Annotated in this window: 17 protein-coding genes and 1 other annotated feature; of the genes, 9 read left to right on the top strand and 8 right to left on the bottom strand. The window is 40.6% G+C overall.

Going from position 1 to position 14581, the window contains the following annotated elements; genetic code table 11:
• Nucleotides 1-141: 141 nt before the first annotated feature.
• From MK805_RS10225 to MK805_RS10205, 5 genes are all read right to left on the bottom strand, one after another.
• Nucleotides 142-738 (bottom strand): GNAT family N-acetyltransferase, encoded by a 597-nt coding sequence (locus tag MK805_RS10225; RefSeq protein WP_240875746.1) that lies wholly within the window; start codon nucleotides 736-738, stop codon nucleotides 142-144.
• Between the two features lie 317 nt (nucleotides 739-1055).
• A complete protein-coding gene (locus MK805_RS10220; RefSeq protein ID WP_240875743.1) occupies nucleotides 1056-1199 on the bottom strand; it encodes a hypothetical protein in 144 nt (47 codons plus the stop codon).
• A gap of 426 nt (nucleotides 1200-1625) precedes the next feature.
• Nucleotides 1626-2123, bottom strand: coding sequence for a hypothetical protein (locus tag MK805_RS10215; protein WP_240875741.1), 498 nt, complete (start codon nucleotides 2121-2123; stop codon nucleotides 1626-1628).
• Between the two features lie 265 nt (nucleotides 2124-2388).
• Nucleotides 2389-2553, bottom strand: a complete 165-nt coding sequence (locus MK805_RS10210; protein WP_240875739.1) for a hypothetical protein — start codon at nucleotides 2551-2553, stop codon at nucleotides 2389-2391.
• Between the two features lie 116 nt (nucleotides 2554-2669).
• Entirely contained in the window at nucleotides 2670-3995 is a 1326-nt protein-coding gene (locus MK805_RS10205; protein WP_240875737.1) for a hypothetical protein, read from the bottom strand.
• Between the two features lie 188 nt (nucleotides 3996-4183).
• On the opposite strand from MK805_RS10205, the gene MK805_RS10200 reads away from it, so the two are divergent.
• The 6 genes from MK805_RS10200 (at nucleotide 4184) to MK805_RS10175 (ending at nucleotide 7280) form a co-directional block, all read left to right on the top strand.
• Nucleotides 4184-4387: a hypothetical protein gene (locus MK805_RS10200; protein ID WP_240875736.1), complete on the top strand. Its 204-nt coding sequence runs from the start codon at nucleotides 4184-4186 to the stop codon at nucleotides 4385-4387.
• Entirely contained in the window at nucleotides 4344-4724 is a 381-nt protein-coding gene (locus tag MK805_RS10195; protein ID WP_240875735.1) for a hypothetical protein, read from the top strand. Before MK805_RS10200 ends, MK805_RS10195 begins: the two co-directional genes overlap by 44 nt.
• Nucleotides 4721-4897: a hypothetical protein gene (locus tag MK805_RS10190; RefSeq protein ID WP_240875732.1), complete on the top strand. Its 177-nt coding sequence runs from the start codon at nucleotides 4721-4723 to the stop codon at nucleotides 4895-4897. Before MK805_RS10195 ends, MK805_RS10190 begins: the two co-directional genes overlap by 4 nt.
• Nucleotides 4898-5045: 148 nt before the next feature.
• Complete coding sequence (locus tag MK805_RS10185; protein WP_240875731.1) at nucleotides 5046-5318, top strand: hypothetical protein; 273 nt, start codon at nucleotides 5046-5048, stop codon at nucleotides 5316-5318.
• A gap of 399 nt (nucleotides 5319-5717) precedes the next feature.
• Nucleotides 5718-6719, top strand: a complete 1002-nt coding sequence (locus tag MK805_RS10180; RefSeq protein WP_240875729.1) for a hypothetical protein — start codon at nucleotides 5718-5720, stop codon at nucleotides 6717-6719.
• A 261-nt stretch (nucleotides 6720-6980) separates the two neighbouring features.
• Complete coding sequence (locus tag MK805_RS10175) at nucleotides 6981-7280, top strand: hypothetical protein (RefSeq protein ID WP_240875728.1); 300 nt, start codon at nucleotides 6981-6983, stop codon at nucleotides 7278-7280.
• Between the two features lie 115 nt (nucleotides 7281-7395).
• Here the strand turns inward: MK805_RS10175 and MK805_RS10170 are convergent, their stop codons facing one another.
• The gene (locus MK805_RS10170) at nucleotides 7396-7923 is read right to left on the bottom strand and encodes a DUF4309 domain-containing protein (RefSeq protein ID WP_240875726.1); all 528 of its coding nucleotides are present in this window, start codon (nucleotides 7921-7923) and stop codon (nucleotides 7396-7398) included.
• 332 nt (nucleotides 7924-8255) lie between these two features.
• On the opposite strand from MK805_RS10170, the gene MK805_RS10165 reads away from it, so the two are divergent.
• The 3 genes from MK805_RS10165 to MK805_RS10155 all read left to right on the top strand — a co-directional run bounded on the left by MK805_RS10165 (nucleotide 8256) and on the right by MK805_RS10155 (nucleotide 12015).
• On the top strand, nucleotides 8256-9347 hold the full coding sequence (locus MK805_RS10165) for a quinone-dependent dihydroorotate dehydrogenase (RefSeq protein WP_240875724.1): 1092 nt from the start codon (nucleotides 8256-8258) through the stop codon (nucleotides 9345-9347).
• 44 nt (nucleotides 9348-9391) lie between these two features.
• Nucleotides 9392-9608, top strand: a binding site (T-box leader).
• Nucleotides 9609-9667: 59 nt separating this feature from the next.
• Nucleotides 9668-10783, top strand: a complete 1116-nt coding sequence (gene proB / locus MK805_RS10160) for a glutamate 5-kinase (RefSeq protein WP_240875722.1) — start codon at nucleotides 9668-9670, stop codon at nucleotides 10781-10783.
• Nucleotides 10768-12015: a glutamate-5-semialdehyde dehydrogenase gene (locus MK805_RS10155; RefSeq protein WP_240875721.1), complete on the top strand. Its 1248-nt coding sequence runs from the start codon at nucleotides 10768-10770 to the stop codon at nucleotides 12013-12015. Before proB ends, MK805_RS10155 begins: the two co-directional genes overlap by 16 nt.
• A 1048-nt stretch (nucleotides 12016-13063) precedes the next feature.
• On the opposite strand, the gene MK805_RS10150 is transcribed toward MK805_RS10155, so the two are convergent.
• Both MK805_RS10150 and lgt read right to left on the bottom strand, forming a co-directional pair.
• Nucleotides 13064-13516, bottom strand: coding sequence for an acyltransferase (locus tag MK805_RS10150; protein WP_240875718.1), 453 nt, complete (start codon nucleotides 13514-13516; stop codon nucleotides 13064-13066).
• A gap of 46 nt (nucleotides 13517-13562) precedes the next feature.
• On the bottom strand, nucleotides 13563-14480 hold the full coding sequence (gene lgt / locus MK805_RS10145; protein WP_240875716.1) for a prolipoprotein diacylglyceryl transferase: 918 nt from the start codon (nucleotides 14478-14480) through the stop codon (nucleotides 13563-13565).
• Between the last annotated feature and the right edge of the window lie 101 nt (nucleotides 14481-14581).

The raw sequence follows: 14581 nt of genomic DNA, 5'->3' as shown, positions 1-14581 counted from the left end.
TTAACAATGTCAAATAATCTTTCTACAACGCCATTCTATCCTTTGAAAAAGGGAAAGTTGGCGTTTTTCTTTAGTGTTTAAAATATCAGGCACGAGTCAACCTAACTGTTAGGAGGCTGACTCGTACCGCTCAACGATCACTTACAAGCATGTGCTTTTCTGCTTGATCCGGTCGACGAGCAGGGGCCTTTTTTCAGGCCACTCATCACGAAGAATGCTGTACATCCTCACATCTGCTGAACCGCTTACTTGTTTGATATATTGCCGCAGTGTTCCTTCCAGCTTAAAGCCCAGCTTTTCAACTGCATGTTGCGAGCGAGAGTTTTCAACAGCAACGATCGTTTCTACTCTGTTTACTTCTAGCTCATTGAATGCATGATCTAGAAGGAGAAGCTTACTCTCTACGTTGTAGGGCCCACCTTGAAATTTGCTGCCGAAAAAAGTCGAACCGATCTCGAGTCGACTATTCGACACCTCAATGTGACGATAGGAAGTGGAGCCAGCTACTTCGCCATTAATAATGCAGGCGAAGGGGAGCCTTTCCCCTTTAGAAAAGGCACAGTCTGCTTTTGCGATGTACTGCTTCATTTCCTCAGGAGATTGGGGATTGCTGGTAAACCAGTTCCAGATTCCTGAGTCTCTCCCTACTGCGCACCACAATCCTGCAGCATGCACCTCAGCAAGCGGAACCAATTGAACGTATTTTCCCCGAAGGGTAGTAAGTACTGGTCGTTTCACAGATGCTCCAGTGATAGTTGAGCCAATAGTACTAATTGATTATATCAGACCCTGATCAAAAACATGGAATTTTCTATTATTTTGACTTAGCTGTTCACCATTATATGAAGTTAACTTCATACGATTCTCAGATGGTTTCAAACCTTGAAAAAAGCTTTCAACCGAGGAAAGGTACAATATGCGTGACATAGGCACAATGTTTGATAAACCCATCCACAGCATACATACTATGGAGGCTAGGATTTTCATTATTAAATAGAAAAGAATGAAAACAAAATGTATAATCTTAAATAGGGTTGGTCTGTATTATTCAGACCTCAAGTCACATGAGGAGCTGGCATGTCTCGCAACGAGATTCCCGTCGTCAAGACGCTCAACTTCAAGAAGTAATGTGCGACATTGGGGACGGTTCTATTTGTCGCATAAAATACATCATATTTCCATCTATCGGAAAATGGCATACCAATGGTCTCCCGCAGGATCACCATCCCCACCACCACACATAATTTGCGGGCATTGGGGACAGTTCTCTTGTCACATGGTCAAGATACAATAGAATCGCTCTCTTAATCAAAATAAAAACTTAAACAGTAGCCAAATTCAATGATCTTTTGTTATGTTCCAGTAACAAGTGCATCGTAGAGAAAAGAATCTGATTAACTAGTTGTAAAGTAGAGTAATCTTCATATGGAATGGTTATTCTTGTTTTGATCCCTCAGTTCCATAACAAATCTGGAGCTTGTCCAGCTCAGGATAGAGGTAATTTCTCCAAAGTCAATTTACATCTTCACTCACTGTCCCTATGGAACTAGCACAATGTATACCACAATAATGCAGACCTACTCTTTGCAGCTCTAAATATGGATTAATGGGCTTACGTATAATAGTTATGTATACACAGGCTTGAAATGAAGAAACTGGGCACACTGCTCTGTTCCATACTTTAATTCATCAAAATCTCGATAATGAACAACAATTTGTACAGGTTCCTCTTCATAAAACACCTTGAGCTTCAGTGGACTGTTATGCCGATAACGCTCCCATAACCATAAAGTGTTTTCTTCTATGTTTTCAACATGACTCATAAATTGAACACCACAATACAACATATTGACTTTAACACTTTGAAAATACCGAGAAGCTTCCTTCATATTTTGCTTTCGCTTCACTTGATAATCCGCAAAAAAAGCTGTAGCCTTTGGTGGATATCCGAGCACATCACCAAAGAGTTTTATGTATTCCGAGCTGGTACGATCCTTTCCAGCTATGGAGTTTAAGAATTGTTGCTTTAGCCCTTCGTCACAAAAATATAAAGTAAACTCGTCGTTATCCTCATACTGAGGATAGACTCTTAGCTCGTACACTTGGGCAGCAGTTAACTTCATACGATTCTCATAACACGATGGTTTCAAACCTTGTAAAAAGCTTTCAACCGAGGAAAAGTACAATAGAATCGCTCCTAAAAATGTTTTTTGATATTTATACTATTTATATCAGAAAAGGGAGCAAAACTCCCCTCTTCCTAAGTCTCTTTCATTTCACTGAAATCTTCCGCCCCACACTCTGGACAGTACTTCACTCCATCATGCGTGGTTTTAGTAGTGCGACATTGGGGACGGTTCTCGTGTCGCACTGTGCTCTAAAAAAGTCTTACTTGTCCATAGAATTGGCAGGGCAAGAAAGAATGATGGATTCTTCACCATTCTTAAAAATAAACATTTCATCTACACTTATCTTTTTTAATGTGGTGCAAATTCCCCAATCTATTCTTTCAATATCGGTATTCCTAGTATCTTTTAAAAATTTAACTAGCATTACTTTTCATATAAACGATTGTGCGACAGGAGAACCGTCCCCTTGTCGCATTTCACCAAAAAATAACATGCCATTGTTCTCCCTCAGGAACAGTAGAACCACCACCATCATACATATTAGCTAACTCCTCTCTCTGAACGATATAACTTTGTTGCATATGTTAAGAAATTAGTTTCGTCTTGTAAAGCATCATAACAATTGCATAAACTCGTCATGCTTTTGGTGATTAACTCATCAAATGCATACTCCCTTGCAATCTTTTCTGCTTCAAGACAATAGGGAACAGCCTGATCATATTGACTTTGTTGTATATACCACTCTCCAAAAACTAAACAAGATTGTACAAGAAGCCAGTTATCTTTAATTTTCCGACAGATTTTAATGGAACGCTCAATCAATTGTTTTGACTTGCCCCATTGTTGTTTTCCAATTAATAGCTTTGCAAAGTGAACAAAAGCAAACGGAAAAAGATTTTCTTTGTCTTGCAAGTTAGGCTCTAATTCTAATGCTTTTAAATAATACCTTTCTGCATTAACTAGATCACCTAAACTTTCATATATAATACTGATTTGAGCCCACAGTCTAAATAAGTGATCATAGCTATGGTTAGTCCGTGCTAACCGAATCCCTTTTTTTGCATATTCCAATGCTCGTTCATTCATGCGTAGCTTGTTTAAGATCGTTGCATACAATGTATACATTTGGATAATGACCGATATACGAAATTCTTGATCAAGTGAAAGGTTAATCTTAATATGTTTTTCTAGTTCTTCGACACAGAGCAGGGCTTTTTCCAACAAGTTTAACCGTTCTAAATAAATGCTCTTGTTGAGTAGGAGTAGCCCATAGTGAAATCCTCGATCTTCGCTATGCTCGTAATAATCCAATCCTTTAACTGTAGAAGTCAAAGCTTGATGAAACTGGTCTTGGTGATAATAAACAATACCCAAATTCAAAAAACACCTAGGTATTAGCTCATCTACTGCTAACTCTGGTTGCGCTTCTGCGATATGAATCGCTTGTAAAAAAGAATCCATTGCCCATTTCCAATCTTTTTGAGCCGAGTAACATCTTCCTTTTAAATAATAAACATTGGGCTGTAAAATCGGAATGCTCTCTATTTCTTCTGTTTGATTTAATTTTCCTAAGTCGAGAAATGCCTTTTCTGGATTCCCAAGCAAAGTTTCCTCAATATCTTCTAACTTCTCTTTCAAAGCAATAATTTTCTTATCCGCTTCACTAGCCATCCCAAATAAGATGCCTTTGCCTAACTTCTCGGCATAATACTGATATTTCTCTAGGCTAACAGTTGGCATTCCCCGCTCTATCAAGCTGATCGTTGTACCGCCTAGAGCAATTTCCTCAGCCATCCTCTCAATACTTTTGCCTAGTTTTTTCCGTTCTGCACGTAAAATCCCACCAATTCGAACAAGATCAAGCAACTTTGATCTCTCCTACGGTAGATAGTACCCCATCTACTGTTTATTCTCCTAATTACAGGTATAACATTCCGAAAATTAGGAAGTCAACTGTATATTGTTCTGATATTTCGGATTAGTAAAAATAGGGGAGCCCGATTAAAATTAAGCCAAGTAAAGTTAGATTTACCAAGCAGGAAGAGGGGATAAAAATGAGCTTAAAGTTACAAATTGAGGGAGATAGTAAGGTGGTCCGGGACTTTATTCATTATATTCGCATGGATGAACGCTACACCTTTTATGAATCTGCAAAATATGTATTTTCTCCTGAAAAAGATCAAGTCGAGTTTATCTTTGCTGGGAGGGGTATGGATGACACTAGCGGATATGAAACAGATCGGGAAAGAGTTGGCTAGATATCTGGTCTATTGCTGTGAACAAGAAGATTATGTTACCCGTATGGATCATTTACGCTTAGCGACTTCGCGTCTTGCGCTGATCGAGGCAATCTACTTCCTCTATCAAGATGGGGAGCCAATCGCTGTCCAAAGTACAAAGACAATCCAGCTCACTTCTCAGCAAATAGAGGAGTTATGTACGTTTATCCGCACAGGTGACATACACGATGTAAGACAGCTTCATACTTCGATGATTTGTGATATTGCTGCTTTTGATCTGGAGAAAATCCATCAGATCGAACAGTATATCGAGCAGCTGCTAGCTGATAGGAGTGAAGGAGAGATCAACCGATGACGGAGACAACCAAAGTAACCTATGTGACGTTAGAAACAGAAAATGGCTCTATTGTAATTGAATTACTAAATGCCAGCAAAACACAAAATGATGATCATACTGTTCAGGTGAAAGGTGTAAACTATGATATCTTTGCAGTTCCTGTAAATCACCGAAATCATTCTAATGACTAATTTTTTTATAGCTCAGGACTTTCTTTATTGACTTAAAATGCACCGCCCCCATACAAGATATCGATCCTTAACAAGGATGATCCCTGTATGGGGGCGTGATTACGCAGGGGGGCTTAGGTCAGATTCATCCTCCTACTAGCTTGAGCAAGTGGTACCAGAGGAAGGAGTTTCCTACCCTCTGGATGATCCAAATCTCAGAATCACTGTGAACCCAAGCTACCTGATCATTCACCAGGTCGTTCAGATTGACAGTGGTTCCACACCAGCCATCGGTCATCCTCTCTTCGGGCTTGGTCCATCCCCCGAAAGAAGAATCGCTCCTGAAGAACAGCGTTCCCTCTGGCATGTTCGACCAGGTAGCCGGACGGCCTTGCTTCTTGTGGAACATCGTCGTCAGATTCATAAGCGAACTACATCCTGAGCCGACACCAAGAAAAGGAAGTAGGCCATTGTCGTCAAGACATCCAGCAATTTCCTTAAGGACAGCCTCGACATCGAGCTTAGGGCTCATACCATGACCTTTCCGAATGCCCTGTAGGACACCCTCCAGCATAACGAATGGAACTAGCATGTATTATATCAAACATTTTAATCATCAAGAAAGATATTTCTATAACACAGAAGATTGGAAAGAACCGAAAACAAGTAAACAAAAAAGGAGCAACAGATATTGCCCCTTCCATTTGTTTAGACAATTAGTATTAGTTCAAAAAAACGTTAAGCTCACTTTCCTCATTTTCTATGTTCATGAATAGAATACTGATTTAAAATAGGAGTAGGCAAGTAACAGTCCACATCCGAGCGAAAGTGAAGGCAAACCATGGAGTTGATGTCTCTCTCCGGCCACCGCATCTTCCTCAGCGATGACGCGGACGGTGAGCATGTCCTCATCGTCAACATCCACAGCGGTGGGGTGTATGAGCGAGTCGAGGTTGAAGACGGAGCCGTGTTCACCCCTCTGATGGTGAACACCTGGCACTACTGGGAGGCAACTGAGGCGACCAGCAACCAGCGGCTCAGTCTGGCGGAGATGGATGAGGAGAAGTGGGAGGAGTACTGCTCCAACCCCCTCAGCAACCAGCTCTACGTTCCCGCATCGTCGGAGGACAAGTACTGGAGCTTCATCCGCGTCTTCAACGGCCTCGAAGTGAGGGGCATGCCCAACGACGGCGCTCCTCTCTACGGCGGCGAGTTCCGCATCACCGGCGACCAGCTCACGCTGAGCGAATTCTGCTGGGAAGACGGTACCGATCCACTGCTGAGCACCCGGACGTACACGGAAGCTCTTCAAGTGGGCATTCTGAAGGACGGAACGGACCGTTACGAGTACGGGAAGTTCGCGGTCGCAAACCGTCAGAGCCCCCAGTTGTACTCGGAGAAAAACCCCGGCGTGATTCGAGGGATCCATGGTCTGACCTCCGACTACTTCAAGCTTGGCGAGATCAACGTGATCCCCATCCCTTCCACTTGGACCCCAGACATCGAGAAGCAGGACAGTGTCTGGGAACGCAAGGGTGTCGGCCAGATCACGGTACTGGTGCAGGAGACTCAGTCTGGTCCCCAGTTCCGCGGCATCCTGCACAAGGAAGACGGCACCGAGATCCCGCTGACACCGATCGAGGATGGAGTCTGGTTCGACGGAATCACCCTCGGGTGTGAGGGTATGGGTCAGTTCAACCTCTGGACTGACTGGACCGGGGAGACCACGACGGCCCGGTGGATCGACAACCGTCATCTGGGCAAGGCGAGGAAGTGCCTCGGACGAGTCAACAAGCAGTGGGCCAAGGTCATGAATAGGCTGAAGGAACCGGCTGCTGCGTGACCCCTTCATAGCCGCATACCGGATGTGGGCCTCCCCTGTGCTGTTTCAGCGCAGGGGACCCATTTATAAGAAAGAATATCAAGATAGCTTGAAGAAAATGTTCAATCCTTCAAATTGATTTCTATACGCTGTTATGGCATTTATTTATAAATTAATACAATGCGTCTGAAATTTATTCCCTTTATTTAAGTTTTAAGGATTAGTAACAGAGAGGCAGAGGAAAAGAAAAAGAAAGTATTTTGCACAGAAAGGAACATCCCATTGACGGATTATCCCGATTTTGGTTTATCTTTTGAAGAAGGATTTATATTGGGGATAAAACCTGCTATTTATGATTGGAAGGAAGACCCTCTTTACGATCGTTATCAATTCTACCCTGCTCTATCGATGAACAAATTACGAGGAGACAACATGGGATATCGGTTGTTTTTCCAAACCGAAGCATTACGAGAAAATTTTTGGAACAATCAAAAAAATCCAGAGACAATACTCTACCTACTAGTCTCTTTCAATTTTCTCCTCTACACTATATTCAGTAGAAGCAGGGCTTTCTTTACATAATACGCCACTTCCGATTTTACATCTTTTGCAAATTTATTTTCTGCCTTTTTGAAACATAAAAAAAGCAATTCCAATATAACAGAATTGCTTTGTTACAAAAGCCTATAATCAACTATTAATAAACAGATACTTCTTTAATGGTATCAGGAGCATTGCCTGCTTTGTTGTAATAAAATGCAATCTCTAAAGCATGTTTTCCTGCTTTGTAAGTTACGTAAATTCCATCTTCACCTTTTCTTTCTTTACTAGGCTTTCCTAATTCCCTTTTGACTTCTTTATAAGTAATGCCACTATATTTTTTATCGTTCGAAACAATCAAATTTACACGACCAGATGTTGCAAAGAATCCGATTTTTCTTTTATTGTAACCAAGATACTCTGCATCTGATCCCTGATCTGGTTTGCCCCATTTTTTCACAATATCTTTCGTTTTGGAACCTATAGAGAAGTTTTCACTGTTTGTTGTTTTCCCAGCTATTGCACGTTTTTTCATTTCTTTAATGGTTTGTTGATGGACAATTTGATGGATTTCCACTTTTTTCTCAGCAGCGTGTGTAACATTTATAGTAGTGGTTGCAACACCAGTTATGAACAGTCCAGTTGCCAAGCTAAATGCAATTGCAGTATTTTTCCAATTTTTCACAGGCTTTCACCCTTTCATTGAATGTATTTTCATTTTAAATTATCGTCTATCAAAATAAATATTCATTTATGTCTGCATTGTTTCGAAATAGTGTGTAAAATCGGACATATTTATTCATATACTTTTCTATTTTATATGATAACCATGAGAAACTTTTCTGTACGAGATAGTTGCAACTTAAATATTCTAAAACCCCACTTCTTTATTGGGAAACTAGATTGTTCGAAAGTTTAAAATAGACTACATACAATTTCTAACACAAAGTATCCTCTCGTTTCTCAGCATTCTATGGTATGCTACTTTAGATATGTTTTGTAGAAAGGACGCTACCAATGGTATATAAATCGCTTCGTAAATTGCTTTTCCGGATGAATGCGGAACAAGCTCATACCATGACGATTCGCGGCTTGCAAGTCATGCAGAGCACACCTAAAATCAGCAAATTTATTCAAAAGAGATTTACCATAATAGATAAACGTTTAGAAAGTACAGTATGTGGTCTCTCCTTCCCTAATCCTGTAGGCTTAGCAGCTGGATTTGATAAACATGCCAATGTTTATCATGGGCTGTCTGCTTTTGGGTTTGGTTTTGTCGAAGTGGGAACATTGACTCCCAGGCCCCAGGTTGGAAATCCAAAGCCCAGGCTTTTCCGCTTGATAGAAGATGAAGCCATCATTAATCGCATGGGCTTTAACAATCATGGGATAGAAGATGCAAAAAATACGTTTCAAGCCCTCTCCAAACCAAATATCCCGATCGGGATCAACTTGGGTAAAAACAAAGATACCCCCAATGAACAAGCAAGCAGTGATTATCGAAGCGGATTGATGAGTCTCTATGATTACGCAGACTACTTCGTTCTTAATGTCAGCTCTCCAAATACAGAAGGACTTCGTGATCTTCAACATGTGGATGCACTCCAAAAATTACTCACTTCTGTACTATCTACACGTGATGAGTTACTAAAAGAGACAAGCTCCTATCGCCCTGTTTTTTTAAAAATCGCCCCAGATCTCAGTCTGGAACAAATGAAGGATATCATCCAAACGGCAATAAAGTCTGGAATTGACGGTATCATAGCTACTAATACGACTATTTCCCGGGAAAACTTGCATCCTTCTCCTTATACAAAAGAGAGTGGAGGGTTAAGCGGGCGGCCACTAACCCAGAAATCGACGGAATTTGTTCGCCACATTTACCATATCACCGAGGGTAAAACTCCTATTATTGGAGTAGGTGGTATATTCTCTGGAGCAGACGCATATGAAAAGATATGTGCAGGAGCAAACTTGATTCAAGTGTACACTGGGATGATTTATGAAGGACCGGGAATAGCCCGTAAAATCAATACAGAACTACTCGCCATCTTAGAAGAAAAAGGGGTTCACTCCTTAAATGAAATCGTTGGTTCGAAAACTAGTTGACAACTAACTTGTAAATTCGGTATCGTAATAAAACAGTTATACTTCGGCAAGCATTGATGGAGTGAAGTCTGTCTTAATTGGGATGTTTAGAGAGTAGGATTCTCGGCTGGAAAATCCTATCATCCTAGAGACAGATCCCGCCTCCGGAGCTACTCGTGAAAAGCGAGTCGGTGAGAAACCGTTAGCGTCTAATAGAGTGGGTTTTATATGTCCTCATATAAAATCAATGAAGGTGGTACCACGAAGCCATTCGTCCTTCTCTGGGATGAATGGCTTTTTTAATTTTTATAAAATCACTTCGAAAAAGGAGGGATTTCCATTTGAAAAGGATTGTTGTAAAAGTAGGTTCTAGCAGCTTGGTTGATGAATCTGGTTCCTTGTGCCGATCTAAAGTGAATCAATTGGTCACACAATTAGTATATCTTCATCAACAAAAGCTCCAATTGATCCTCGTCACTTCAGGCGCTGTTGCAGCAGGTGTTGGTGCTTTAGGTTGGAATCGAACTACCATGACTATGCCTGAAAAACAAGCAGCGGCAGCAGTAGGGCAATCTGTTTTAATCCAGCAGTATCAAGAAAGTTTTGCACATCACGATATACCTGTAGCTCAATTATTACTCACTCGATCTGACATCGAAGATCGAAAACGTTTTATTCATATCCGCAATACGATAGAACCTCTTTTGCATCATGGCATTATCCCTATTATTAATGAAAATGACACAGTAGCAGTAGAAGAAATTCGTTTTGGAGATAACGACACCCTTGGCGCATTGGTTTCCTTAGTTGCAGCAGCCGACCTCTATGTCATGTTATCAGATATTGATGGGTTGTATACTTCGAATCCCCGAATAGACAAAAATGCAAAACTGCTCCACCAAATTGAAGCGATCACGCCAGAACTTTGGCAGATAGCTGGAGGAAATGGAAGTTCAGTCGGCACTGGTGGAATGAAAACCAAACTGCAAGCCGCTCAGATTGCTACTCAATCTGGTGTAAATGTTCGAATCGCAAATAGTAATAGACCGAATGTTTTACAACACATCATCGCTGGTAACGCAATTGGAACACACTTCATTGCTGATACTCCGTTAAAGAAGAAAAAACCATGGATTGCCTATGGTACAAGGGCGGAAGGAAGTGTAATCGTGGATACTGGTGCATATGAAGCTTTGACAAAAGGAAACTCTAGTTTATTACTAGCAGGTATTTTATCAACAACAGGTGATTTTGTAGAAGGTTCTGTAGTGGAAATTTGCCACCATGAACAAACAATTGGCAAAGGTATTGTTCATCTGTCGAGTCGTGATATAGACCAACTCATCAGCAAACGCCATGAAGGAGAGCCCCTGCCTCTTCTTCCAGAAGTGATCCATCGGGATCAACTTGTCTTACTATCATCCAAAAGGAGTGTTTCCCTTTGCTCGAAAAGCTAACAACACAAGCAAAAACAGCATCACGCAAACTTGTCACCCTAAGCAGTGAAGAAAAAAACGAAGCAATCCGCCATATTGGCAAAGTACTTTGGCAACAAAGAGAAACCATATTAAGTGCAAATGAAAAAGATTTAGATGCGAGTAGAAAACAGGGATTAACAGAGTCTAAATTGGATCGTTTACGTTTAGATGAGACTCGGATACAGGACATGATCACAGGACTTGAACAAATCGCAGACCTAGCGGATCCTGTGGGTCAAAGCCTACAAACAATCGAGCGGCCAAATGGGCTCACAATTGAACAGATTCGTGTTCCCTTTGGTGTTATTGGTATTATTTATGAATCAAGGCCAAATGTAACCGTAGATGCAGCTGGGTTGACTTTAAAAACTGGAAATGCTGTTATATTACGCGGTGGAAAAGAAGCGATTAATACCAACATCGCCTTAGTAAATGCCCTTCGAGATGGATTGAAAGAAACATCACTCCCCGAAGATGCTATTCAAATCATCCAGCAAACGGAGAGACAAACCATCGAGCAATTGATTCGCAGCAAAGGGAAGGTCGACTTAATCATTCCTCGAGGTGGTGCTGGACTTATTCAATATGTTTTGGAACACTCTCTCGTTCCAGTTATCGAGACAGGTGTAGGAAACTGTCACGTCTATGTTGATAAAGATGCCAATCTGCAAATGGCACTCGATATTGCCATCAATGCAAAAGTTCAGCGTCCTTCTGTCTGCAACGCGATTGAATCTTTACTTGTACATGAACAAATCGCACCTGCTTTTTTACCTGCACTCGTCCCGCTCCTGAAAGAAAAAGGAGTTACGATTCGCGGCTGTGAGCAGACACAAGCCCTGCTTCCTAATCAAGCTATCGAAGCGGCGACAGAAATAGACTTTGATACTGAATTTCTCGATCTGATTTTAGCTATTAAAGTGGTAAAGAATACAGAAGAAGCAATTTCCCATATCGACCGCTTTGGAACCAATCATTCAGAAGCAATTGTTACTGATAATCAAGAAACAGCAAACCAATTCCTCACAAGTGTAGATGCAGCAGCAGTTTACCACAACGCCTCCACTCGCTTTACCGATGGATTTGAATTTGGCTTTGGAGCCGAGATCGGCATCTCCACACAGAAACTGCATGCAAGAGGACCGATGGGATTAAAAGAATTGACAAGTTATAAGTATTTGATTCATGGGAATGGGCAAATAAGAGAATAAAATTTAGGAACTAAAATCAGATAAAGAGCGGATTATACTCCCTCTATATCTGATTTTTCTTTTTATATTGGACAAAAAATCCTTTATGAAAGAACGTGAGAAATTTTTGCGAATTAGTATCTCGCTAGAGCAAATCGAGAAGTGGGTTCGGATGATTATCGAAGAAGTGAGACGTAAAGTCAAATCTCTATCAATAATATCCAAGATATTTGTGCGACACAAGAACCGTCCCCTTGTCGCACGTTATGGATGTTCCTGATATAAAACAATCTCCATCTGCTTCTAGGAGACAATTTTTGTATTCTAGAATACGATCAGTAGCCGAATCAGTAAGTTTAGTAATACCAATATAATTAAACCCAGAATCATTTAAATTGGTTGTATAAAATGGATCAAAATCAGAAAGTCCCATTTCCCAGAACGGAATTTGCAATATAGTACATAAATTTCGTAGTGTTTGAGGGTCAGTTATGTTCTTTATACCTCTTTCCAGATCTGACACATAATTTTCACTTACACCAATTCCCCCATCTGCTTTTGGCCAGGATATATCGTAAAGTTTTTATTTCCCCATGGTATGGACAACAATGAGCGATGGATTCACGCCTTGATTCGCATGGAAATAAGGCACTTAACAAAATTAGAAAAAAAGGACTGAAGCGGAAATGTCATTAAAATTTACTGTTGTAGGTGACAGAGATAAAGTACAGGATTTCGTTGAATCCATAAAAATGATCCCTCAGTAGCGTTTTTATAGTGGATCGAAACTTTCGATTGGTGGAAACGAACTACGGATGGAGTACTACTTTGACAAAACTCCTTATGAAAAACCTTTTATCAAAACAAAAAAGATCAGTAGATTATCCATTACTAGTGAACAATAAAAAAATAGACATCGATTTACTAGATGCAGAAGTTTACAGACATAGGAAATGGGATTACTTATATACATGGAAAGAACTTTGACATTTTTGCTAACTAACAACAGCTGGATTTTATATGAAATAAGGGACATTTGATGATCAATGTCCCATTTTTATGAAATTCCTTATGAGGAACTCCTACTGCCTTTCCCATTGCTCATCACTCTCATTGGGTTGCCAGCAACAAAAGTATAAGGTGCTACATCCTTGGAGACAACTGTACCTGCACCGATGACTGCCCCATCTCCGATCTGAATTCCCGGAAGAATCGTTGTATTCGCTCCGATCATCACATTATCTCCTATGACCACTTCTCCGATACGGTATTCATTTATTAAGTATTCATGGGTCAAAATCGTAGTGTTATACCCAATTATCGTATTTTTCCCAATGCTTATTTTCTCTGGATAAAGCAGATCCATCATGACAAAAAAGGCAATTGCTGTATGTCTTCCGATCTTCATCCCTAAACATCTGCGGTAAAAGCTATTTTTTAACCGAAAAAAGGGAAGATATCGGACTCCCCAGCATACTAGGGTATTCCGCAATACCTTCCAAAAAGAAATCGTATGATACATCTGCCAAAGAGAATTGCTCCCTTTGACTGAGATACGGGTAATCTTTCTAGTTATTGGTCTTCACCTCAGTTGTCACAGCTTTTACTTGTTTTGTGTTTGTAACCTCTGTTTTTTTCGTACGTCTGTATATAATAATTCCTACTGTAACAAAAACAGTTAGCATACTTACAAGCTGAGCAATGCGTATATTCCCACCAGTCAACTGGCCGGCTTGAAAGAGAAGACCCATCGGAGACCAGAAAAATTGAAGCACAGCCGCTAACCAGTCAGGACCATTGAACGCTAAGCTGTCTGTTCGCAGACCTTCAATAAAGAAGCGTCCTAGTGAATACCAGATCATATAACTGAACAAAATTTCCCCGCGTTTTGGCACCACTACATAGCGTAGAAATAAGAGAACACCAAAACCAACCAAATTCCAGAGTGATTCATACAAAAACGTCGGATGATAGGTAACTCCGCCGATTGTCATTTGCCCGATGATCCAATTCGGCAAATGAAGGGAGTGTAAAAAATGGACACTTACTGGACCACCATGAGCTTCTTGGTTAATAAAATTGCCCCAACGTCCAATTGCTTGGGCCAATAAAATACTTGGTGCACAAATATCTGCTAGTTGTAAGAAAGAAAGTTTATGTTTGCGTATGTAGAGATAACCGACCGAAAAAGCAGCTATCAATCCACCATGTATCGCAAGTCCACCCTTCCAAACAGCAATAATATCCTCAGGATGGGTGGAATAATACTCCCATTCAAATAACACATAGTACAATCTTGCTCCGATAATAGCAGAAGGTAACACCCAAATCATCATATCTAAAAGCTTATCTGTATCTATACCTTGCCTTTTTCCTTCCAAAACGGCAAGATACAGACCGAGCATAGCTGCTGTTCCCATAATGATTCCATACCAATGAATTTGGAATGGCCCCAGTGCGATTGCTACAGGATCTATCACAAGCATATGTTCCATCCTTTCAACACTTTACTTCACAAAGTCATTGTACAAGAAAAACAGAATAAAAGAAAACGAGGTGATAAAAACCCTAGTATTCCGATCTTACT

Source organism: Shimazuella soli (genome assembly GCF_022511585.1).
Taxonomy (GTDB): Bacteria; Bacillota; Bacilli; order Thermoactinomycetales; family Thermoactinomycetaceae; genus Shimazuella; species Shimazuella soli.
The sequence above is the reverse complement of the archived record's forward strand: the minus strand, read 5'-3'. Positions and strand labels throughout refer to the sequence as shown.

Bases quoted from the DNA above. Each gene is read 5' to 3' on its own strand.
- MK805_RS10200 (WP_240875736.1), top strand. From the start codon at position 4,184: ATGAGCTTAAAGTTACAAATTGAGGGAGATAGTAAGGTGGTCCGGGAC.
- MK805_RS10180 (WP_240875729.1), top strand. From the start codon at position 5,718: ATGGAGTTGATGTCTCTCTCCGGCCACCGCATCTTCCTCAGCGATGAC.
- MK805_RS10165 (WP_240875724.1), top strand. From the start codon at position 8,256: ATGGTATATAAATCGCTTCGTAAATTGCTTTTCCGGATGAATGCGGAA.
- MK805_RS10220 (WP_240875743.1), bottom strand. From the start codon at position 1,199: ATGCCATTTTCCGATAGATGGAAATATGATGTATTTTATGCGACAAAT.
- MK805_RS10150 (WP_240875718.1), bottom strand. From the start codon at position 13,516: ATGTATCATACGATTTCTTTTTGGAAGGTATTGCGGAATACCCTAGTA.
- lgt (WP_240875716.1), bottom strand. From the start codon at position 14,480: ATGCTTGTGATAGATCCTGTAGCAATCGCACTGGGGCCATTCCAAATT.
- MK805_RS10190 (WP_240875732.1), top strand. From the start codon at position 4,721: ATGACGGAGACAACCAAAGTAACCTATGTGACGTTAGAAACAGAAAAT.
- MK805_RS10195 (WP_240875735.1), top strand. From the start codon at position 4,344: ATGACACTAGCGGATATGAAACAGATCGGGAAAGAGTTGGCTAGATAT.
- MK805_RS10210 (WP_240875739.1), bottom strand. From the start codon at position 2,553: ATGCTAGTTAAATTTTTAAAAGATACTAGGAATACCGATATTGAAAGA.
- MK805_RS10215 (WP_240875741.1), bottom strand. From the start codon at position 2,123: ATGAAGTTAACTGCTGCCCAAGTGTACGAGCTAAGAGTCTATCCTCAG.